Here is a 24,427-nt window from a genome sequence, read left to right on the forward strand (position 1 = left end):
TACTACTGTTGTCGCCAGTCGCGACCTCACGGTCAGTATGGCCGAACTGGCGAACCAGGGCGGCACCCTGAGTGCCGGGCGCGATGCGCAAATCGATGCGATTCAGTTGGATAACCAGAACCGTGGCCGGGTGCTGGCCGGTGGCAATCTTGGCAGCAACAGCCAGACCTTGCTCAATGGCCAGGGCGGCCTGTTCAGCAGCGGTGGTGCGCTGGCGCTGAACAGTAGCCGCTTGATCAACCGCAATGGCGAACTGTCCGGCCTCGGCCAGGTGACCTTGCGCGTGGCGAGTCTGGACAACGTCGCCGGACTGGTCAGCGCCGGGCAGGGCCTCGATGCCTACGTCGCCGACCTGCTGGATAACAGCAGCGGCGGTCAGGTCAGCAGCCGTCAGCAATTGACTGTCAGCGTCGGCAGCCTTGATCAGCACCAGGGCGGTCGCCTGCACAGCGACGCCGGGCTGAGCCTCGACCTGCGCCACGGCACGCTAGACAATCGCGCCGGGGTCATCAATGCCAGCGGCCAGTTGACCCTGGACAATCTCACCGAGGTGGATAACCGCCAAGGCGAGATATCCAGTCAGCGTACCTTCACCCTTGCCGCCAGCAACTTCGACAACGTCGCGGGCAAGCTGCTCAGCGACCAGGCCCTGACCCTGGAAATTGCTCGCACCCTGACCAACAACGCCGGACTCATCGCCGCACAGGGCCTGCGGATCGACGCCGCCAGCCTGAGCAATGGCGAGCAGGGCATGCTTTCCAGCCGTGCCGGCCTTACCGCCCGCATCGGTGGCGCGCTTGACAACCACGACGGTAATCTCAGCGCACAGGGTGATTTGCAGCTTGCCGTGGGCAGTCTGGACAACAGTGCTGGTCGCCTGCACGGCCAGTCGGGCATCCGCCTGGACCTCAACCGTGGTCATTGGAACAACCAGAGCGGCCTGTTGACCGCGCCCGGCCCGTTGCAATTGGATAACCTCGCCAGTGTCGACAACCGAAACGGCGAGATCTCTAGCACCCGTGGCTTCGAGGTGCGTGGCGACCAGTTGGACAACCGTGGCGGCATGCTGAAAAGCGAAGGCAGCCTCGGACTGACCGCTGTCGCTGGCCTGGACAATCGTGCCGGCCAGGTCCTGGGTGGCGAACTGCGCCTCGACGTCGGTCCGCTTGATAACCAGAATGGCCGCATCCAGGCCAGCAATGAGCTGCGCTTGACGGCCGGCAGCGTCGACAATCGCGATGGCACTCTCGCCAGCGGCGCGCAACTGACGTTGCATGCCGGCACAGTGGACAACCGCGTCGGCAAGCTCACCAGCAGCGCCGGTTTGACCGCCACCCTGGCGGGCAATCTGCTCAACCAGAGCGGTCTGTTCACGGCGGGCGGTGACCTGCAACTGAGCAGCAGCGACCTGATCAACCAGCGCGGCGAGCTGGCCGCAGGCGGCACCCTGCAACTGCGCAGCGGGCACTTGGACAACAGCCAGGCCGGGCGCATCCACGGCTATAACGTCAGTGCCGATATTGCCAGCCTGGAGCAACTGGCTGGCGGCCAGCTCTACAGCCAGAACGACCTGGCGCTGACCCTTAATCAGGGCCACCTGGGCAACCAGGGTGGCTTGATCAATGCCCCCGGCCAACTGCTGCTTAACGCCTTGAGCACGGTGGACAACCGTGGCGGAGAAATCTCCGGCAGCCGGGCCTTCCTGTTTAATGCCGCCAGCCTCGACAACCGTGGTGGCAAGCTGCTCAGTGACCACTTGTTGACACTGCGCATCGCCCGCGCCCTGGACAATGCCGCCGGCCTGGTCTCCGCCGCGCGCCTGGACGGTCGTATCGGCAGCCTTGGTAACGCTGCCGGCAAATTCACCATCGGCAACGACCTGAGCTTGAGCGTCGGTGGCTTGCTCGACAACGGTGGCGGTGAACTGCTGGCCCGTGAGCTGACCCTGGATGCGGCTGAAGTGGACAACCGCCATGGGCGTATTCAGGGCGACCAGCGCGTCGCCCTCGACAGCCGTGGCGCCGTTCTCAATGGCGCGGGCAGTCTGGTCGCCGACACCGCCTTCAGCCTCAAGGCGGCCAGCCTGGACAACAGCGCTGGCATCTGGAGCAGCAATGGCAGCCTGGACGCGACGATTGTCGGGCAACTGCTCAACCAGAACGGAACCCTGGCCACGACGGGAGACCTGGGCCTTGCCGTTGGCAGCCTGCTCAACCTGCACGGCAGCATAAGCAGCAAGACCCATCTGCGCCTGAGCGGCGCGAACCTGGACAACCGCCAAGGAGACCTGTTCGCCCGCGAACAGCTTGAAGTCATGGGCAGTGGTCTGCTGGACAACCGTCAGGGCAGCCTGCGCAGTGATCAACGCCTCGATCTACGCGCCATCCTGTTGAACAACGGTAGCGCTGGGCGCATCGGTGCCGGCACCCAACTGAACGCCAGCGTCGCCGGGCTGGAGCAACTGGACGACGGCCAGCTGCACAGTCAGGGCAGCCTGACCCTCGACTTGAACGACGGCCTCCTGAACAACCAGGGCGGACGGCTCAACGCCGCCGGGCAACTGTTGCTGAAACAGGTTGGCACGGTGGACAACCGCAGCGGCGAGATCGCTAGCAACCTGGCCTTCCTGCTAGCTGCCGACTCGCTGGACAACACCGCTGGCAAGTTGCTGAGCGAACAGGGCCTGACCCTGCACATCGCCCGCCTGCTGGACAACAGCAAGGGACTGGTGTCTGCGCCGACGCTGGACCTTCGCGCCGGCAGCCTGCTCAACGCCTCCGGTCGCCTCAGCGCAGGCGGCAGCCTTGACCTGAACGTCGATGACGCGCTGGATAACCGTGACGGCAAGGTTCTCGCCAATAATGCGTTGGTCGTGGTCGGTTCCCTGGATAACCGGCAAGGCTTGGTGCAGGCCGACAACCGTCTCGAACTCACTGGCCGGACTGCCCTCGACAACCGCCAGGGCACTCTATACGCCGGGCAGGCGCTTGACCTGCGCACTGCTAGCCTCGACAACGGCAGCGGCCAGCTCTACGGCAAGTCCGACGTCAGCCTCGACCTGGTCCATGGCCACCTGGACAACCAGAACGGCCTGATCAATGCCCCGGGCCAGTTGCTGCTGCACAACCTCGGCAGCGTCGATAACCGCGGCGGGGAGATTTCCAGCCAGCTGGCCTTCGAACTGGCCGCCACCCGCCTGGACAACCGCAGCGGCAAGCTGCTGGGAGAACAGGCGCTGACCCTGCGTATCGCCCAGGCCATGGACAATGCTGCCGGCCTGGTGTCGGCGCTGCGGGTCGAAGGCCGGATCGGCAGTCTTGGTAACGTCAAGGGCAAGCTGGAGGCACGGGCCGGTCTGCAACTGGTAGTCGACGAAGCACTCGACAACAGCGATGGTGAACTGCTGGCCCGCGATCTGGGTTTGACCACCGGCACCCTCGACAACCGCAGTGGCCGGCTCCAGGGCGATGACAGCCTGACGCTCGACAGCTTCGGACAGATCCTCAACGCCGCTGGTAACCTGGGTGCCCGGCAACTGACCCTGAATGCCGCCAGCCTGGACAACGCCCAAGGCACCCTGTTCGCCAGCGAGCGGCTGGCGCTGGTGCTCAGCGGCGTGCTGGACAATGCCAAAGGCATCCTGCGCAGCGACCGCGCGCTCGAATTGCAGGCAGGGCAGGTCAATAACGGTAACGGTGGGCGCATCAGCAGCGCCGAACGGTTGAGCGCCAAGGTCACCGGCCTCGACCTGCGGGATGATGGGCAGCTGCTCAGCCAGGGTAGCCTCACGCTCGATCTCGGCAATGGCCATCTCGACAACCAGGGCGGGCGGGTAAACAGTCCGGGCCAGTTGCTGCTGAACAATGTCGGCTCGGTGGACAACCGCAGCGGCGAGATCTCCAGCCATCTGGCCTTCCTCCTGGCGGCGGCGACGCTGGACAACGGCAGTGGCAAGCTGCTCAGCGAACAGGGCCTGACCCTGCGCATCGCCAGCCTGCTCGACAATAGCAAGGGGTTGGTGTCGGCACCGACGCTTGATCTGCGTGCTGGCCGCCTGCTCAACCTGTCCGGCAGCCTCAGCGCCGGCGGTGCCCTGGCACTGGATGTCGATGAGTTGATGGACAACCGCGAAGGCAAGGTGCTCGCCGACAACGCGGTGATTACGGTCGGTTCCCTGGATAACCGGCAAGGCCTGGTGCAGGCCGACAGCCGGCTCGATCTCGGCGGCCGGGCAGACTTGGATAACCGTCAGGGCACTCTGTACGCCGGGCAAGCGCTCGAGTTGCGCGGTGCCAGCCTCGATAACGGCGGCGGCAAGCTCTACGGCAAGGCCGATATCACCCTCGACCTCAATCACGGCCAACTGGACAACCAGGCCGGCCTGATCAGCGCTCCGGGTCAGTTGCTGCTGCGCCACCTTGGAAACGTCGATAACCGTAGGGGCGAGATATCCAGCCAGCAGGCCTTCGTCCTCGCCGCAGACAGTTTGGATAACCGAAACGGCAAGCTGCTCGGCGAACAGGATCTGGGCTTGCGCATCGCTCGAGCCTTGCTCAACGGCAATGGCCAGCTCGGTGCGGCGGCACTGGATCTGCGCGCTGGCAGCCTGGATAACCGCGACGGCCTGATCGAAGCCCGTGAGGGGTTGACCCTGAACGTCGAGGCGGTGGTGGGCAATCAGCAGGGCAAGCTGCTCGGGGCGAACACCTCGGTCACCAGCCAGTCGCTGGACAACAGCGGCGGTTTGATCCAAGGCGACACTTCGCTGACCCTGGTCCAGTCGGCTGATGTGCTTAACGTCAATGGTCAACTGCTCGCCGGGCAGCAACTCGCCCTGAGTGCAGCTAGCCTGGACAACCAAGGCGGCGGCCGGCTCAACGGTCAGACCCGTCTCATCCTCGACCTCGCCGGTGGGCTGCTGGATAACCGTGGCGGCTGGGTCACCACCCCCGGCACGCTGTTGCTGAACCGCCTGGGGCGTGTCGACAACCGCGCTGGCGAAGTTTCCAGCCAGCAGGCTTTCGTGCTGGCGGCAACGGCGCTGGACAACGGCAGCGGCAGGCTGCTCAGCGAGCAGGGCCTGACCCTGCGCATCGCGCAGTTGCTGGACAACAGCAAGGGCCTGGTTTCCGCTCCGTGGCTGGACCTGCGTGCTGGCAGCCTGACCAACCTGTCCGGCAGCCTGAACAGCGCCGGGGCGATCACCCTGGCGGTCGACGAGGCCTTCGACAACCAGAGCGGCAAACTACTGGCTGACAGCGCGGTGCTCCGTGTTGGCTCGCTGGACAACCGCCTTGGCCTGCTGCAAGGCGATACCTCGTTTGCTCTGACCAGCCTCGGCGCCGTCGACAACCGCCGTGGCACCCTGTTCGCCGGACAGCAGCTCGACCTCAGCGCCGCCAGCCTCGACCAGCGCAATGGTGGCCGACTCTCTAGTCTGGCCGGGGTTACCCTCGACCTCAACGGCGGTGCGTTGAACAACCAGGGCGGTCTGATCAATGCGCCCGGCCAGTTGTTGCTGAAGAACCTAGGCAGCGTCGCCAACCAGGACGGTGAAATTTCCAGCGCCCAGGCTTTCGAACTGGCTGCGAACCGTCTCGACAACGGCGGCAAGTTGCTCAGCGAAAAGGCCCTGACCCTGCGTATCGCCCAGGCCCTGGATAACACCAAGGGGCTGATCAAGGCCGCGGCACTGGATATCCGCGCCGGCAGCCTGGTCAACCAGCTGGGCACCGTCGAAGCGCGCAACGGCCTGACCCTGCTGGCTGACGGTACCCTGGACAACCGCCAGGGCAGCTTGCTCGGCAATCGCACCACGCTGAACAGCGTTGCGCTGCGCAATGACGTGGGCCTGATCCAGGGTGACCGACAACTGACCCTGACCGCCTCCGACGCCATCAGCAACGGCAAGGGCCGTCTGCTGGCCGGAGAGATCCTGGCACTGAATGCCGCCAGCCTTGACAACAGTCTGGGTCGGGTTGCCAGCGATGGCACCCTCGACCTTGTTATCAGCGGGCATCTGCTTAACCAGGGCGGGGTGCTTGGTTCTCTCGGCCTGCTGCAATTGAAGTCTGCCAGCCTGGACAACCAGTTCGATGGGCTGATCTCCGGCAAGGGCAACCTGACCCTCGAAGCCACCCGCCTCGACAACCGCGGCGGTAGCGTGATCGCCAGCGGCCAGTTGCAGGTCCGCGGTAACGAGCTGGACAACCGCCAGGCCGGTCTGCTCAATTCTGGCGGCGCCATGACCCTCGACGTCGCCAGCTTGGACAATCGTGCAGGCGAAATCGCCAGCGTCGCCAGCCTTACCGCCACAGGCACCCGTCTGGACAACAGCGCTGGCGGTCGCCTGGTCGCCAACGGCGCCCTGCAACTGACTTTGGCACGCCTCGATAACCAAGCCAGGGGCATAGTCTCCGGGCAGCAGTCGGTCGCCATCGTCGCCGGCCAAGTGGACAACAGCGCCCAAGGCAGCCTGTATGGCAAGACCGGGCTTTCGCTGCGACTGCGTGCAGGCAGCAGCGTCAACGGCCAGTTGAATAATACCCAGGGTGTGCTGCGCAGCGATGCCGGCCTTGGCCTTGACCTCGCCAGCCTGGTCAACGACGGCGGCCGCGTCACCAGCACGTCCAACCTGCTACTTACGGCGGGACAGGGCGTCGGCAACCTCGGCGGGAATATCCTCGCCGGCGGCGTGCTGACCTTCACCAGCCTCGCGCTGGACAACAGCCGAGGCCGTATCGCCGCCGACGGTCGGGTGCAGCTCACTACCGGCGCCTTCGCCAACCAGGCCGGGCGCCTGACCAGCGTCGATCGTCTCGACCTGACAGCCGGCTTGGTAGACAACCAGGGTGGCCTGATCGCCAGCGCCAAGGCGTTGGTGGCCAGCGTCAGCGGGTTTGACCAGCGCGGCGGCGGCGAGCTGTACAGCAACAGCGCGTTGACCCTCGACCTCAACAACGGACTGCTCAACAACAGCGGCGGCCTGATCAATGCGCCGGGTCCGCTGCTGCTGCGCAACCTGGCCACGGTACTCAACCGTGGCGGCGAGATCTCCAGCGAACAAGGCTTCGCACTGAATGCCGAGAGCCTCGACAACAGCGGCGGCGACCTGCTCAGCGACGCCGCCATCGGACTGCTGATACGCCAGGCGTTGCTCAACGTCGGTGGGCAAATCGCGGCCGAGGGACTGACTGCCGAAGCCGGTAGCTTCGACAACCGCAAAGGTCTGTTCAGCAGCTCCGCCGCCCTCGACCTGAAGGTTGTCGGGGCGCTGGGCAACGACGGCGGTGAAGTCTCCGCCGCCGGCAGCAACCTGATCCGCGCCGCCAGCCTGAGTAACGTTGCCGGTCAGGTGATGGGCGATAGCACCCTTGACCTGACGGTGACCGATGCACTGGGCAACCAGGGCGGCACCCTGGGCGCTGCGCAGCGCCTGCAGGTCACGGCTGGCAGCCTCGACAACAGCCACGACGGCAGCCTAGTCAGCGATGGCCGCCTGGGCGTGAACGTCAGTAGCTTGCTGGACAACCAGAGCGGTGGCAGCGTGCTGGCCAAGGGCGCGATGGAGCTACTGGTCGGCAGCCTCGACAACCGTGGCGGCCACCTGTTCGGGCAGAACACCCTGACCTTGCGCGGTACCAGCCTGGACAACCGCGCCGGCGTGGTTCGCGCCAACCAGGACCTGCTCCTGCGCCTGGCCCTGCTGGACAACCGCGAAGGTGCGGTCAATGGTGTGCGGGCGCTGGATCTGGGCGCCACCGAACTGCGCAACCAGGCGGGCCTGATCAGTGCCACTGGCCTGCTCAGTCTGAACGCTGATACGGCCAGCAACGCCAAGGGCCGTATCGCCAGTCAGAGCGACCTGCGTGCCAGCGTCGGCGTGCTTGAACAGCAGGGCGGCGAGTTGGTCGCCCAAGGCGAACTGAGCCTGAGTGGTGAGCGTCTGGACAACACCGCCGGCGGTCTGGTGGGGAGCACAAAAGCGCTGAAGATCGACGTGGCGTCCATCGACAACCGCAGCGGCGACCTTTCCAGCCAGCAGCAGGTCAACGTCGGTGGTGCGCTCCTGGACAACAGCAGCGGCAAGCTGCTGGCGGGCACCGCACTGGAGGTGACCGTCACCCGGGTGATCAACCAAGCCCGTGGTCTGCTGTTCGCCCAGGACATCAATCTGGCCGGGACCCGTCTGGACAATGGCGGCGGCACTATCGCCGCCCAGCGCGATCTGGGCGTGCGCCTGGTGGGTGATCTCGGCAACGGCCAAGGCAGTATCAGCAGCGAAGGCAACCTTACGCTTGCCGGCAGCCAGTTGGACAACCGCGCCGGCAGCCTGTCGAGCGCCGGCCTGCTCAAACTTGAGGCTAGCGCTGCGCTGCTCAATCAGGGTGGCACCGTGGAAAGCGCCCAGGCCCTCGACTTGCGCAGCGCAAGCCTGGACAACAGTGCCCAGGGCCTTATCAAGAGCCAGGGCAACGCCACTTTGGTCACCGGCAGTTTCGCCAACGACCTCGGCGGCCGGCTGATCAGCACCGAGAAGCTCGACCTGACCGCCGGCCTGGTCAGTAACGGCGGCCGTATCGCCAGTAGCGGCGCACTGACCGCCAGCCTCGGCGGGCTGCTCCAGCAGCAGGGCGAGCTATTCAGCAACAACCAGTTGAACCTCGACCTCAACCACGGTGACCTAAGCAATCTGGGGCTGATCAATGCGCCGAACCTGACCCTGAAAAACCTTGGCGCGGTCAGCAATGCCGGCGAAATCTCCAGCCAGAACGCCTTCAGCCTGGCGGCGCGTAGCTTCGACAATGGCAACGGCAAGTTGGTCAGCAACCAGGGCCTGACCCTGCGCATCGAGCAACTGCTGGGCAACGCCAACGGTCGGATCAGCGCCATCAGCCTTGACCTCGGTAGCCTGCGTCTGGACAACAGCGACGGCCTGATCAGCAGCCGGGGTGCCCTGACCGTGAATAGCGGCGAGTGGCTGCGCAACCAGCGCGGTACGCTGATCGCCGATGGCGTAATGAGCATTGGCAGCGCCAGTCTCGACAACCGCCTGGGCGAGATTGCCGGCAAGGCGCTGGTCGAGCTGAATGCCACGGCCATCGACAACCAGGATGGTCAGTTGATCGGCACCGACCGGATCAATCTCACCGCCACCCGTCTGGACAACCGCAGTGGCCTGCTGGGCGCCACAAAAGCGCTGAAACTCGAGATCGGCAGTATCGACAACCGTGGCGGCGAGCTGACCAGCAACAGCGATATCAGCTTGACCGGGCAAAGCCTGGACAACAGCGACGCCGGCCTGATGTTCGCCGCCGGCAACCTGACCTTGACCGTGCAGAGCGTGATCAACCGCGCGCGGGGGCAGCTCAATGGACAGGGTGTGAGCCTGGGCGGCGCGAGCCTGGACAACAGTGGCGGCGCTATCTTCGCCCGGTTGCCGCTGGTACTCAATCTCAGTGGCGAACTGGCCAACCGGCAGGGCACGCTCAGCAGCGAGTCGGCGTTGAGCGTCACCGCATCCAGCCTCGACAACAGTGGCGGCAGTCTGAACAGCGCCGCCGACCTGAGCCTGACCGTCGACAACGGGGTGAACAACAGCGACGGCGAACTGCTCACCGATGGCAGCCTGGTGCTGCGCAGCGCCAGCCTGGACAACAGCCGTGGCGGCCTCAGCGCCAAGGGCGCGGTCAGCGTCATCACCGGTTTGCTGAGCAACACCGGCGGCCGCCTGAACAGTGCGCAAACCCTCGATCTCACTGCCAGCCAACTGAACAACGGCGGCACCATCGGTAGCCTCAAGGCGCTGACCGCCAGCGTCGGCGGCCTTGACCAGCAGGGCGGCAAGCTGACCAGCAACACCCGCCTAAGCCTGGATCTCAACGGAGGTACTCTGAACAACCAGGGCGGCCTGATCAACACCGCCGGCCTGCTGTTGCTGAGCAACCTAGCCGACGTCAGCAACCGCAGCGGCGAGATATCCAGCGCCCAAACGTTCACCCTCGACGCCCGCAGCTTGGTCAACGACAACGGCCGCCTGCTGAGTAGCCAGAATCTGGAATTGCGGATCGCCCAGGCTCTGAGCAATGGCAAGGGCCTGGTCGGCGCCGCCGGCCTTGATATAAGCGCCGGTTCGCTGGACAACCGCGAGGGCATTCTCAACAGCCGTGGCGACCTGCAACTGAGCAGCCGCGGTCTGCTCGACAACCGTCAGCAGGGCCTGATCAGCGCCGCTGGTGTGCTCGACCTGAACAGCGGCGACCTGCACAACCAGGGCGGCAGCCTGCTCGGCGCCAGTGCCGCGACTCTGGTGGTGCACGCGCTGAACAACAGCGCCGCGGGTCTGATCAACAGCCAGGGTGGCCTGACCCTCACGGCCAGCAGCCTTGACAGCAGCGACGGCGAAGTCTCCGCGCGCAGCAACCTCAAGCTGGACCTCGGAGCACTGCTGCTGGCCAACGGGCGTATCGTCGGCGACCAGGGCGTGACCCTCGACCTCAACGGCAACGACCTGGCCAACGGCGGCGGTCTGATTCTGGCCAAGGGCGCGCTGACCCTCGACCGTGTCGGCGCCTTCGACAACGCTGGCGGCGAGCTGTCCAGCCTGCAGAACCTCACCGTCACCGCCAACAGCCTGGACAACCGCAACGGCAAGCTGATCGGCAACCAGCGTCTGGTTCTCAACGTCAGTAGTGTCAACAACCAACAGGGGCTACTTTCCGGCTGGCAGGGCCTGACCCTTTACGGCAGCAGCCTCGACAACCGCAACCTCGGCACGCTGTCCAGCCGCAATGGCGCGCTGGACGTGCAACTGAGCGGCGCCTTGCTCAACGGCGGTGATGGCGCCTTGGTCAGCCAGGGGCGCATGGACATCGGTGCGGTCAGCCTCGACAACGGCGGTGGCGTGCTGTCCACCGGTGCGGCGCTGCAACTGGTGGTCGCCAGCCTCGGCAACCGTGGCGGCAGCATCGACGCTCAGCAACTGCTGACGGTCAAGGGCACCGACCTTGACAACAGCAATGGCCGCATCGCCGGCAACGGCAGCCTGGTCCTCGACCTGCGCGGCAGCCTGACCAACGAGGCCGGCACCCTGACCAGCGCCGGCAGCCTGCAGCTGACGCAGGCCATGCAACTGCTCAACCGTGGCGGCAAGATCGTCAGCCGCGCGGGCCTGGAACTCAACGCGGGCACTCTCGACAACAGCCAGCTCGGCACCGTGGCGGCCAGGAACCAGGTCAAGCTGATCGCCAGCTCGCTGCTGTACAACGATGCCGGGGGCCTGATTTACAGCGAAAGCGCTGATGTGCGTCTGCAAGCCGCCGGGCTGAGCAACCAGCAGGGCCTGATACAGGGGCAGGGTGGCCTGGTACTGGACGTGCTCGGCGCCGTCGACAACCGTAACGGTACCCTACTTGCGCAAGACGGCAACCTGGTGGTCCAGCGGGCCGCCAGCCTGGGCAACCAGGGCGGCACAGTCGCCAGCATTGCCGGGCTGCTCGACCTCAAGGTCGGCGGCTTGCTCGACAACGGTCGCGACCTCGCCGGCAAGGGCGGCGTGGTACAGGGCCAGCAACTGCAAGTGCAGGCGGGCGTCATCGACAACAGCGGTGGGCGCATGGCTGCGCAGACCGGGGATGCACGAATCGCCGGCGGCAACTTCACCAATGCCGGGGGCGGTCTCTACGCCAAGGGCCTGGTACGGGTCGACGGCCTCGGCTTCGACAACTCCAGCGGACAACTGGCTGGCAACCACGTAGAGCTGGCCCTTGGTAATGCGCTGGTCAACCGTTCCGGGGTGATCGAAAGCGACAACCACTTGCTCGTCTCGGCCGGCGAAGTGGACAACCAGAGTGGCGTCCTGCGGGCGCTGGGCGGTGCGGGCAAGACTGATTTCCAGGTACGCGGCGGCTTCGACAACCGCTACGGCAAGCTGGAGGTGAGCAGTGCCGACCTGACCTTGAATACGTCGGGACTGAGCAACCTCAACGGTTCGGTGCTGCATGGGGGGAGCGGCACGTTTGATATCTCCACGGACAACCTGACCAACGCGGGCGGCAATCTGGTCACCCGTGGCGGCCTGACCGTCACCGCCAGCAGTTGGACTAACAGCAGCGTGGTCCAGGCCGGGCGGCTGACGGTGAATGTCGGCGAACTGATCCAGGTCTCGGGTGGCCAACTGCTCGCTTCGGAAAGCTTCAGCGGCAGCGGCAACAACTGGAGCACCGGTGGACTGATCGCCAGTGACGGCCGCCTCGACCTGAACCTGAGCGGCACGCTGAATGCCGGAGCGCGCATCACCAGCCTTGGGGCTATGACCCTCGGGGTGGGGCAATTATTGGTGGGTAGTGCGGCCAGCATTGCCGGTGGTGGTCCTACAGCGATCAACGTCGGTGGGCAACTGAACAACGTTGGGCGGGTGACCTCGGCGTCCAGCCTGACGCTGTCGGCCGGCAGCATCGTCAACCAGGGCTCGCTGGGCGGCGGACAGGGGCTGACCGCGACTACCGCCAATCTGGTGAACCAGGGCGGGTTTGTCTTCAGCGGCGCGGACATGGCGCTGTATGCAGACAGTCTTTCCAACCAGCAAGGGGATATCTACGGGCTGGGGGGGATTCGGGTTGCGAAGGATGCCCAAGGGAGTCGGTCGACGTTATTGGAGAATATTTCCGGAACGATTGAGAGTGGGGGGGATTTTTCGATTGATTCGGGAGAGGTTGTAAACAAGCGGCGAGACTTTGAAATACAGTCAAGTCTTGAGTCTGGATATATCGGAGTCAGGTGCGTTTCCTGTAATGGTCTTAATGAAGTGTGGGATCCTTATATTCCAGGCGGCTCGCACCTTGTCTGGGCTCAAAAGTACAGCGCTTCCTCTGCTTCGGAAGGAAGTGCTAAACAGGCTAGTTTGGTTTCGGGTGGTGATTTTTCTATTCGAGGAGCCAGTGTTCTTAACAGTAATTCATTGATTTCCTCCGTAGGTGAGCTAGATGTGAGAGGCGAGAGTTTTTCCAATGTTGGTACATCTCTCGGGGGGTACACTGTTCTTAAGTACCTTGATGTTACTTCGCCAAGCTTTGGGCTCTTGGCAGATGTTCTTAAATACAACTCTGAAAATGATAAAGGCTACAATGGGGGTATTCATTTTTGGAATACGACAGGTGTTGAAGCAGTCGCAACTATCAGGATAGATGGGGTCACCGCCGGAACTGATTCGACGTGGTTATGGTATCAGGTGTTTGGAAGTATGTGGGTTCCTATGGATAAGTGGGTCCCCAAGTATGGGATTCCAATTCCGGCGGGTAATTACCAGTCTGGCGGGGGAGTTGAAGCCCCGCTAGAGATTCAAAAAGCCGGACTCATATTGGAGAAGATAGCCAGTGATGTTGGGGCGAGCTTCATCCCATCGGTAGTCCAGGCCGGTGGTGCAGTATCCATCACTGCCACCAAAAGAATCACCAATGGTGTTGAGCGTTCTTATGCTACTGGCGTAATTGGCGCACCTCGTATGTTGAATACCACCGCTACGGGTGCTGGTGTATCCAATATTGTTCTCCAAAATAAACAACTACCTCCAAATTTGGCCCAGCAACAGATCAACCCGCTGGACCTCCCAGGTTTTACCTTACCGACCAGCCAGAACGGCCTGTTCCGACTCAGCAGCCATGTCGCCAGCAGTAGTCAGGTGGCCCACGGCGACAATGCTCCCCGCAACTGGACCCTGGGGGGCGCCAGTATCGATGTAGCCCAACGGGAGCAATCCGTCCCGGGCACTACCGGCCGCACCTTGCAACTGGATGCCGTCACCCAGTTGTCCGCCAGCACCCAGCAGGTCTCGGTGACGGCTCGCGAGGCCAGTACTGTCAGCGCCGCCATCAACGCGATCAACGTCGCCGCCGTTGGCAGTGTCAACAACGGTGCCTGGCAATCTACTCGCAGCGACGGTGCCGATATTACCCGCAACGACGGCATCGGCAGCCAGGCGCCGGCTGGCGACACCTCGGGCTCGATCAGCGCCTCGGGCCAGAATGTCGACCTGTCCGGTATCTCCGGCAGCCGCGATACTCAGATCGGTATCACCGATCCCGTTGGACCGGGCCTGCCCGGCGGCGATCGCGGTACCACGGTCGGCTCCGGCCCGGCAGCAAGCAGCCGTGACACCCAGACCGGTGTGACCATCAACCTGCCGGGCCTGCCGTCCGCCAGCCGTGACACCAGCGTGGCCGGCCAGACGGGTAATGACCGTCCTGATCTCGGCCTGCAGGAGCGTGGCAACCAGGCCGCGCCGAGCACCCCAGGTATGAGCCAGAATGTGCCCGGCATCTCCACCGTCGGTCGCGACACCAGCGTGAACCGCGACACAACTGGCGCCCGTCCCGACCAGGCGCTGCCGGGGCTGACACTGCCAGCCCGTGACCAGCAGCAGGAGGTCGGCGCGGCGCAATCGGCACAGGTGACCACCGTCGATCCGCTGGCGCGTGAAGTGGTAGTACCAGCGTTGGAGCGCTCAGGCACTCCGGTGATTGACGCCGGCAGCATGGCGGTGACCGCACCGGCTACCACCGCGCCAACTACGGCCACCAGCCAGACCATCGACCGCGTGCAAGGTCTGCCGGACCACTCGGCCGCCTCGCAACCGCACAAATACCTGATCGAAACCAACCCATTGCTCACCGACCTCAAGTCGTTCATGAGCTCCGACTACCTGCTCTCCGGCCTCGGTTACAACCCGGACGACAGCGCCAAGCGCCTGGGCGACGGTTTCTACGAGCAGCGGCTGATCCAGCAAGCCATCGTGGCGGGCACCGGCCAGCGTTTCATCGCCGGGCTCACCAGCGACGAAGCGATGTTCAAGCACCTGATGGACAACGCCATCGCTAGCAAGCAGCAGCTCAACCTGGCGATTGGTGTCAGCCTCACGGCGCAGCAAGTTGCGGCACTGACCCACGATATCGTCTGGCTGGAAGAGGTCGAGGTGAATGGCGAGAAGGTGCTGGTGCCGGTCCTGTATATGGCCAATGCGGCCGGTCGTCTGGCGCCCAATGGTGCGCTGATTGCCGGTAACGACGTGAGCTTGATCGCCGGTCAGGACCTGACAAACGCCGGCACACTGCGTGCAAGCAACAACCTGTCGGCCAAGGCCGGCAACGATATCGTCAACAGCGGTCTGATCGAGGCGGGTAACCGCCTCGATCTGCTGGCGGGCAACAACATCGTCAACAAAGCGGGAGGGATCATCAGCGGTCGTGACGTCAACCTGACCACGATCAACGGCGATGTGATCAACGAGCGGACGGTGACCAGCTATGTCACCAATACCGCCCATCTTTACGAGCGCACCGACTACGTCGACAGTGCCGCACGAATCGAGGCGGCCAACACCCTGAGCATCAATGCCGGTCGTGACCTGGTCAATGTTGGGGGCGTGCTGCAAAGCGGTGGCGATATCGGCCTGCAGGCCGGTCGGGATGTGCAGTTGCTCTCCGCGCAGGCCAGCAATGGCCTGGCCTATGGTCGGGTGAGTACCCAGTCCACGACCCAGAACGGCTCGCAGGTCACGGCTGGGCGTGATGTCAGTGTCGTTGCCGGCCGTGATTTCACCGCCATCGCCAGTCAGATCGACGCCCTGCGTGATATCGACATCACAGCGGGCGGCGACATGACTATCGCCTCGGCGGCCAATGAGGATCACTACAGCTACACCTCGAAGAAGGTGACGGTCCGGCAGGACAACGTCACCCAGGTGTCCAGCACCCTCAAGGCCGGTGGCGACATTGCCCTGAATGCCGGCCAGGACCTGCTGGTCAGTGCCAGCCGGATCGAAGGTGGCGGCAACGTCGACCTCGATGCCGCCCGCGATCTGCTGATCACCTCCGACCAGGACGAAAGTGCCTCCTTCTACCAGAAGAAAAGCAAGGGCTCGTTCGGGCGCAGCAAGCTCACCCAGCAGGAGAGCTACCACAGCACCAACATCGAGTCGGTGGTCACCGCCGGCAACGACCTGACCATCAATGCCAGCAAGGGAGAAAACGGCGGCATTAACCTCGACGGTGGTCGCGATGTAACGGTCATCGGCAGCGAGCTCCGCGCCGGCAACGATCTGCTAATCGGTGCCACCGGCGATGTCGCGGTGCTCTCCGGCATTGAAGAGCACGGCGAGTACAGCAAGAAAACCAAGTCCGGCTTCCTCGGCTTGTCCAAGAGCGGCAAGAGCCAGCTCCAGACCAGCGCGACCCAGGTCGGCAGCGAGCTGGAGGCCGGCAACGACATCGTTCTGGTAGCGGGCAGCGATCTGCGCCTGCGGGCCAGCGAGGCCAGTGCCGGCAAGGATATCGAGTTGCGTGCGGGGCTGGTGGACAAGGACGGCGATATCGACCTGCTGGCAGCCAATGACACTGCTTACAGCCGTACCGAGGAGTACAAGAAGAAGATCGGCCTGTCGCTGTCGCCGGACTTCATCCTGCCGCCGTCGGTCTCCATCGCATCGGCAAAGGCTGCCGGGAAGGAGGCGCAGAGCAGCACCAGCGTCGGTAGCCAGGTTGTAGCCGAGCAGGATGCCACGCTCAAGGCTGAGCGTGACGTCAACCTGGTGGGCAGCGGTGTCAGTGCCGGGCGCAACGTCAGCATCAACGCCGGCCGCGACGTCAATGTGGCCGCCGCTGAAAGCCAGCGCGACGAGCGCCAATGGTCCAGCAGTTCCAACACTGGGCTGCGCTTCGACAGCGACGACAATGGCGTCAGCTTCTTTGCCGGGGTCGAGAAGGAAAAGGCCAAGGATCGTGTGCTCGAACAACTGGCCAGTGGCAGTCAGGTCCAGGCCGGACAGGACCTGAACGTCAACGCCGGGCGTGATATCAACCAGAGCGGCTCCGACCTGAAGGCGGGGCACGATATCAACCTTGCTGCCGGACGCGATATCAACATCGATGCCGCCGGCGAAACCCGTGTCGAGGAACATGAGCGCGAGTTCGCCAGCCAAGGGGCGGGCGGTTCGATCAACCATAACTTAGGTCGCACCAAGGATGCGGTCAGCAACGCCGGCAACGGGGAGAACAACGTCAGCAAGGGCTCGAGTACCTTGCAGGCAGTGGATGCGGTCAGCCAGTTCTTCGCTGGCCCCACCGGCGACGGCAAGCTGGGCAATACCACCCAAAGCAGCAGCCAGCAGACGGTCGAACAGGGCAACCGGGCGTCGACCCTCGACGCAGGCAACGACATCACCTTCACCGCAGGCAACGATGTCAACGTCGCGGGCAGCCAGCTCCAGGCCGGGCGCGATATCACCATCAAAGGCCGCGATATCAATATCGGCGTGGCTCACGGCGGCACCAGCCAGCAGACCAGCGAATCGCAAAGCTGGGGCGGCATCCACGGCGGCAGCAGTGGTGGCTTCAAGGTTGGCATCGGCGGCAGCCATGGTACCGCCAGCACCGATGGCAACCAGGGCAACTCGACTGCCAGCCAGCTCGACGCCGGACGTGACATCAAGCTCGAGGCCAGCAACGACCTCAACGTCATTGGCAGCCAGGTACAGGCTGGGCGCGACATCGACCTCGCAGCGGGCAAGGACATCAATATCCGCGCCGCGCAGAACGATTCCGAGCACGAGCAGAACCGCGCCAGTGGTGGTGGCGAGGTCGGCCTGGCCTTCGGTTCGGAAGGCGTGGGCATCTACGCCAGCGTCAACCTGGGCAGGGGCCACCTGGAACGCGAAGCACAGCGGCATCAGGAGGCCTACCTCTACGCCGGCGACCAACTGAAATTCACCAGCGGCAAGGACACCACCATCAGCGGCGCACAGGTGCGCGGCGATGAAGTGATCGGCCGCGTGGGTGGCGATCTGAAGGTGTCGTCAGCGATCGATACCGGCGAAGTCAAAGGCAAAGAGTTCGACGTCAGCGTCACCGTGACCATCGGCCCGGGTTCTGGCGTCAGCGGCTCGGTGGGTTACGGCCAGACCACCGGCAAAACCGAATGGGTGGAAAACCAGACCCGGGTGACCGGCGCCAGCAAGGTCGACATCCGTACCCAGGACCACACCCAGTTAGACGGCGCGCTGATTGCCGCCGACAACGGCAATCTCAAGCTCGATACCGCCACGCTGGGCTACAGCGATATCGCCGGCTCGGACAAGGAGCACGGCTACTACCTCAATGTCGGCGGGAGCTGGAAGAAGGACGGCGGCAGCACCCAGCAGGACCCGAGCCAGGAAGGCAAGGGCAAGAAGGGTGAGAACGGCTGGAGCGTGAGCGGCTGGGAGTATGAAAAAGAGCGCGAGCAGATAGTCCGCGCCACGGTGGGCGAGGGCGAGATCGTTGTGCGCGAGGATGCCGCGACGGGGCAGGACTCGACGGCAGGGCTGAACCGGGATCTGGACAAGGCCTACGAGATCACTCGGGACCATGAGGAACGGACGGATCTTTACGTCACCGACAGTTCGTTGGATGACGTAATGAATCCTGGGGAGACACTGAAAGAGTGGGCGACCGGGTTCGTCAACTATTCCAAGACGGCGCAGCAGAACTACGAGCAGGCCGGCAACGTGGTCAACACTCTAGTGAATCGCTATGAGCGCATGACGGGCCGCCCCATGGACAGCGGCGCTGAGGCAATCGCTGGGAAGCAATTGGCTGAGGAGACTCAGGAGGCGCTGATTCTCGCTGGCGTGTCGCGAGAAAAAGCGAAGGCGTTGATGGGGGATGAGCAGTTCCAGCAACAGGTGCTGTTGCAACTCAAGAACCTGGAAGGAATTTTCCAGCAGTCTCAGAAAATAGCCGGTGAACTGGAGGGGGCCGGCGGTATATACCAACTGCCTGTTACACCTGTAGAGGGTGAACGAAATCTGTTGCAGTGGACGGGTACGTACGCATCGAATATTGCAGGTTACATAGACCAACATCCGAATGAAGGTGAGGCTGTGGCTCTGGCCTTGGCGATGATCCAAGGGCCGAAGGCGATCATTCAGTTGGCCGTAGGTTCGGTAATCAGCGAAACACAAGCGGGCCAGGAGGTTGGTAAATACGTCGACGTTGCAAGAACCTTTTTGGGCAAGACCGTTGCTGAGCACCTTGAAGGAAATTCTCTGAACGGTGGTGAGTCAGATGGCAGTGATTTTCTGATTGGTGGCGGCAAGCTGATTGTCGATGTGCTTCTGGGAGCTGTTCCAACCTCTAGGGGCGGAAAGACAAAAACCGCTCCAACTGTCGATACGGGTAAAGCGCCTTCGGAACATATCGCACAGAACTCAAAAGGCCCTGATCTACCGAATAAGCAGCCAGATAAACCTGCTAGCGGCCGTGATCCGTGCTGCTTCGCTGCTGGCACGATGGTCGCTACGCCCGAAGGCGATCGAGCGATCGAAACCCTGACGGTTGGCGATATCGTCTGGACGAAGCCTGAGCATGGTGGAAAGCCATTTGCGGCGGCAATTCTCAAGACTTATCAGCGCAACGACCAGCCCATCTACAAGCTGACTCTCGAAAGCACCCGGACTGATGGAGAGGTAAAGCAGGAAACTCTGTTCGTTACCCCAAGCCACCCATTCTATGTGCCGGCACGGCGTGACTTCGTACCGATGATCCAGCTCAAGATGGGGGAACTGCTGCAATCGCTGGACGATGGGGCGGGCGAGGGGACCTCAAGTCGGGTGGCTTCGGTTGAGCTCTACAAGCCGGTTGGGGAGACGTTCAACCTGACGGTGGATATTGGGCACACGTTCTATGTTGGTGAGTTGAAGACGTGGGTGCACAATGAAGGGCCTTGTGATATTAACGGCGGCCCTAAGAAGCAGGATGCTTCACCGGGAGCGGAGAATGAGGGTGGCACTGTCGGTAATGATGCAAAAGGTGGAGATGCTAGCTCAGGCGCAGAAAATGCGGCATTGTATCCAAAGCTGAAGGATCAACTCATACAAGAAAACCTGAGCAATATTGCCGCCAAGGACCCAAGATTGGCTGCTGCTGTGAACGGCAGTGGGACGAAAAATCCGAACTTCTCTATAGGTCGAGGCACATCTTCCGAAGCTGATCAGCTGGGTAATGCCTGGGTTGGAGATGGCGCGACAAAAACAAGTGATGGGCTTGGTTTGATTAGTGCGGACGGTACTCGCGTATATAGGCCGCCAACACCCAAAGATTCATCTTTTGCAACGACAGGCGTGCAGGCTAATTTTGAAATGTACCAAATCAACCCTGTGACAGGTCAGCGCGTAAAGGTAAGTAACGGCCATCTGAATATAGCTGATTAGGAGGAATAATGCGTGCAGTTATAAAAGGTATTTCTAATGATGTTTTTGATGTTGAGACCTACTGCCCAGAGAGCGTAGGCAATTTTTCTTTGAGTCTCCGTATTCGAATTGGGCTTGATTGCACGCAAGGGGCAGATGATTTTGAGCTTTTCGTCTGTACTCCAAAGTGGCTAGAAGAGACCGTATGGGAAGCTCGTTGGGGGCGAGGTCTATTAATTGTTCCGAAGTATAATTTCTCGACTATTAAAGGGTTGATTCATGAATATGTGAGTCGCTGCGAGGGAGATAACTGGGAAACAATCGTGGTGCAGCTAGGAAAGGTGTTTTCTTGGGAGTTTGATGATTACCAAGCCTAGCTGCGTTAAATCGATCATCAGTTTTATCAGGCGGGACGAGGAGGATAATCGGGGAAGGGGGCAGATTTATTTTTAAGTGGGCGAGAGTAAAACCGTCTCGTTTTTTTGTATGTGCCGTGAAAGTGAGGGACCGAAAAGGGGACAGATTTATTTTTCTAAGTGGCCGCAAATAAGGCCGCAAATAAATCTGTCCCCTTTTTTCTTTCTTTTTTCTTTTTTTTCGTTCTTATGTGGTGAGGAATGATCGTACTGGAGCAATTGTGCAAGCTTCTAATAAAAATGATCCGGGGTGGGTTGCGATATGGGACTGAATGCAGTTGAAGTGAATATACAGGATTTGCCAGTTACTCCTACATTGGTGTGGAATGGCACTCCTTTATTTGGTGTTGATGATGGAGTTAAGTTGCTTGATTACTGTAAGGTTAATGGTATTGCAGTTCTTGGCATCGAGGGGTTTAATATTCAGGGTTGCAAGAGGGTTCCAGATATGGATTGTATTGTTGATTTTTCTGCGTCATTAAATGAGGTGGGTTTTGCCGCGAAGTCTATAGGGGCGAGTCGGGTAGTTATTGATGGCATGGCCGGCAGTGACGTTATGATGGAGTTTTTGCTCGTTAGGGCTTTGAGAAAAAGGGGACAGAAAAAGGACAGAAAAAGGGGACCAGAAAAAGGGGACAGCAGAAAAAGAGAAAAAGGCGAGAAAAAGGGGACAGATTTATTTTCTAAGTGACCGAAAATAAATCTGTCCCCTTTTTTTCAGATTAGAACTGCGGGGACAGGGTCGGCCAAGGTCGGTTTAAAGAAAATAAATCCGTCCCCTTTTTCCCTTGATGATGGAGGCGATGTTCTAAGGTCTGCTGAAAGATTAGAAGAGCGTTACTCAACGAAGTTTCCGGAAAAGGGGGCAGATTTATTTTTATAAGTGGACAGAAAATAAATCTGTCCCCTTTTTTTGTCCCCTTTTTTTCATTTTTCCAGTCCCCTTTTTTCCATTTTTTGATGGGCCGAGCTATTGGTACTTTGGGGGAAACGAGTATTAAAATTATTGTTCGGCCTGGGACCAATCAGGTCATTACCGCCTATCCTGTTAAATAGAGAAGTTTTATATGCTATGTCCAAGGTGTGAGCAGGGAGATGTTGTCAAGGCTAGAGTTTTAGCTAACGACACTTGCTTGTTCGTATGTCAAGAGTGCGAGGCCTCATGGTTTTTATACGAAAACATTGGGGTTAAGGCCTTTGTCGACTATGGGACTTATATGGAAAGTCTAGGGCTGAAACCACTATGGAGTGAGTTGCAAATCATTCCTGAGTAGGGGCAAAAGGACCTGCGACAGGTTAACGACGAAAAAGGGGACCGAAAAAGGGGACGGATTTATTTTTCTAGGGCGAAAAGGGGACAGATTTATTTTCTTTCGCTTTGCTAAGCTGAAAACCTCAATGGAATGAGGTTGCTATGCCAAGAATAGGACGAGTCGTATTACCCAACTATCCCCATCACGTTGTTCAGCGTGGTCACAATCGGCAGGTGGTATTCGCTGCTGCGGAGGACTACCAGCGCTACGTCAATGATCTACAGGAACTGAAGGACGCATTTGGTATAAAGATTTATGCTTACTGCTTGATGACAAATCATGTCCACCTGTTGTTGGAGCCTGGAGAGGCAGTCGCAGGCCTTGGTCAGATGATGAAGGCGTTGGCAGCCCGGGCGACGCGATATCGGAATAAGTTGGAAGGGCGATCAGGAACGTTATGGGAAAGCCGATATAAGTCCAGTGTGGTGCAGTCAGAGAGCTATCTGCTTGCCTGTTGCCGATACATTGAGCTAAATCCCGTGAGGGCTTGCATGGTGGATGATGCTGAAGACTATACATGGTCGAGCTACAGAGCCAGAGTTCAACTTCAACCAGGTTTTGATTGGCTGGATATTTCTGCCTGCTATTCCGCTTTGGGAGAAACTCCTGAAATACGAAAAGATCGGTATATATCGTTTTTAAGGCAGGCTGCTTCGAAGGACGAGTTAAATCTCATTAGGTCAGCCTTGCAGCGAGGGCAGTTGACCGGCGCTGATCGCTTTGTTGATGAGGTGGAGAAAATATCAGGTGTCAGATTAGAACTGCGGGGACAGGGTCGGCCAAGGTCGGTTTAAAGAAAATAAATCCGTCCCCTTTTTCGTCCTTTTTCCCTTTTTCCGTCCTGCAAAACAGTAGCAACCACGGATGCGATGGCTGCGCGGTTGCGATCAATGGGGACACGATCACAGTGGTAGTGATGGATGCGAAGTCTTCGGTGAACGGCGTGGGTGGGGCACGCACGCCGCATGGGGATCCGGCGGCAAGATTGAGAGGCTAGTTGGCCAATGAGTCAATAAGTCAATCCGATCCGGTCTTGGCTGGAGCCTTGGCATCTGCGCTGCGAAGTGATGCAGTCAAAGTCCAAGGCGTTACCGTTAAAGTCGGTTTGCCAGCACCCGGTAAAACAGGTCAAGCAGTAATCAAGGTGGAACCATGGCTGAAGAAATAAATCAATTTGAACGCCCGGGTGTAAACCCAAAATGGCCTTCCTACAAGAGCGTGTGTGTTCGCGTCGCTAGAGGGCCGCATGTTGAGGACTCGTTTTATGTCAACGCGATACGCGAATACATCACTAGGGAGGATGCAAGGTCCACTGGTCCAATGATGGTTCCAAATAAAAACAATGCGACAGATACCACCCCGGAAAGAATGGTGAGGGGTAAACTTCATAGGGTACTTGCCACTGCACCAAGCAACCCGCTATGGTTGCAAGAATTGGCTCACTGGATGCGTTACTACCAAGTAGGTGTTTGGCAATTGTACTTTTGGGCACATCAGTACGATCAACGCCCCGGGAACTATATCCGCCAACAAAACTACAGTATCCAAACCGCAACCAATATGATGGGTGCAATGGCGATTTTGGGCTGGAAGGATGCCGTCATCCATCAGGGCTATCTCACTCATGCTGTGCTTAATCGTGGACATCAGTTGGTAATCGAGTACGAAGAGCAGCACCGCCGCGCCCAAGCTTTTATGCTGCGTGTGTTTTCCGATTGGGTGGGCGATGTATCGCACCTTTGGCCGGCCTATGCGTATGACGAACCCATCTACGAAGCTCTATTGGGCAACTGGCGCACCCCCAACCCCGAAGACTTGTTGCCCTGCCTGCTGGCCGCATGTGACCGCCACACCTGGCAAACCGGAAAAGACAGCCAGAAGAATTCCTATGATTTCAATCAGGTTTGTCACATGGAGCGCGTGCCGGTGGAAATTCTCTATATCCTGCGCCTGCGCCAGTGGGAAGGTTTAGCCAATCCGCAGAAGATTGATCATCCGCTGATGGCCGCGCCCTTTGACCAATTGCCGCCCGAGCAGCCAGTGCCTGAGTTGGACGAGTTGATGCAAGGTGTGCTAAAGCGCGCAAGGGAAGACTGGCCACAGTACGATGAAGTGCTGTCTTTGCCAGCATTGAAGAGTTGAATAGGTGACGTGCAGATGCTTCGAAGCTACCTTTCCAAGATGGGGCGCTAGGTGAAGTAATTGCTGCAAATCCATATATGGGCCTGGCGGGAAGAATCTAGTCGAGCGGCAGTCCAAGCTGAGTCTTTGTTTAAATCCAATCCAGCGTTGAGAGAAGCTAGTATTAAGGTTGATGGCTATCACTTCCAAGTGACACGGAATAGCAAGACTGGTGAAATAACAAACACCTTTATCACTATGCCTCCGAGGACAAACTGATGGCTAGCTTGGCTTGGCTTGAGAGACTCAAAGACTCATTTGCTTCATCTGGTCTGGATTATGAAGACCTTTACGAATTG

6 protein-coding genes are annotated in these 24,427 nt (G+C 60.5%); all 6 read left to right on the top strand.

The window, feature by feature from the left end:
• Positions 1-20,239: hemagglutinin repeat-containing protein (locus DM374_RS30655; protein ID WP_157969777.1), on the top strand; the 20,239-nt coding region annotated here is incomplete at its 5' end.
• A gap of 8 nt (positions 20,240-20,247) precedes the next feature.
• Positions 20,248-20,595, top strand: coding sequence for an immunity 8 family protein (locus DM374_RS30660; RefSeq protein WP_110973262.1), 348 nt, complete (start codon positions 20,248-20,250; stop codon positions 20,593-20,595).
• Between the two features lie 233 nt (positions 20,596-20,828).
• Complete coding sequence (locus DM374_RS34600) at positions 20,829-20,906, top strand: colicin E5-related ribonuclease (RefSeq protein WP_225422627.1); 78 nt, start codon at positions 20,829-20,831, stop codon at positions 20,904-20,906.
• Positions 20,897-21,325 (top strand): hypothetical protein, encoded by a 429-nt coding sequence (locus DM374_RS33555; protein WP_177431631.1) that lies wholly within the window; start codon positions 20,897-20,899, stop codon positions 21,323-21,325. The genes DM374_RS34600 and DM374_RS33555 overlap by 10 nt, the downstream gene beginning before the upstream one ends.
• A 723-nt stretch (positions 21,326-22,048) precedes the next feature.
• Complete coding sequence (locus DM374_RS30680; protein WP_110973265.1) at positions 22,049-22,741, top strand: transposase; 693 nt, start codon at positions 22,049-22,051, stop codon at positions 22,739-22,741.
• A 682-nt stretch (positions 22,742-23,423) separates the two neighbouring features.
• On the top strand, positions 23,424-24,089 hold the full coding sequence (locus DM374_RS30690; RefSeq protein ID WP_110973266.1) for a hypothetical protein: 666 nt from the start codon (positions 23,424-23,426) through the stop codon (positions 24,087-24,089).
• Positions 24,090-24,427: the final 338 nt, after the last annotated feature.

The organism is Pseudomonas huaxiensis, from assembly GCF_003231275.1.
Classification (GTDB): domain Bacteria; phylum Pseudomonadota; class Gammaproteobacteria; order Pseudomonadales; family Pseudomonadaceae; genus Aquipseudomonas; species Aquipseudomonas huaxiensis.

What these genes read in the sequence shown, in the direction of transcription:
- DM374_RS30660 (WP_110973262.1), top strand. Translation starts at nt 20,248, where the DNA reads ATGCGTGCAGTTATAAAAGGTATTTCTAATGATGTTTTTGATGTTGAG.
- DM374_RS33555 (WP_177431631.1), top strand. Translation starts at nt 20,897, where the DNA reads ATGGGACTGAATGCAGTTGAAGTGAATATACAGGATTTGCCAGTTACT.
- DM374_RS30680 (WP_110973265.1), top strand. Translation starts at nt 22,049, where the DNA reads ATGCCAAGAATAGGACGAGTCGTATTACCCAACTATCCCCATCACGTT.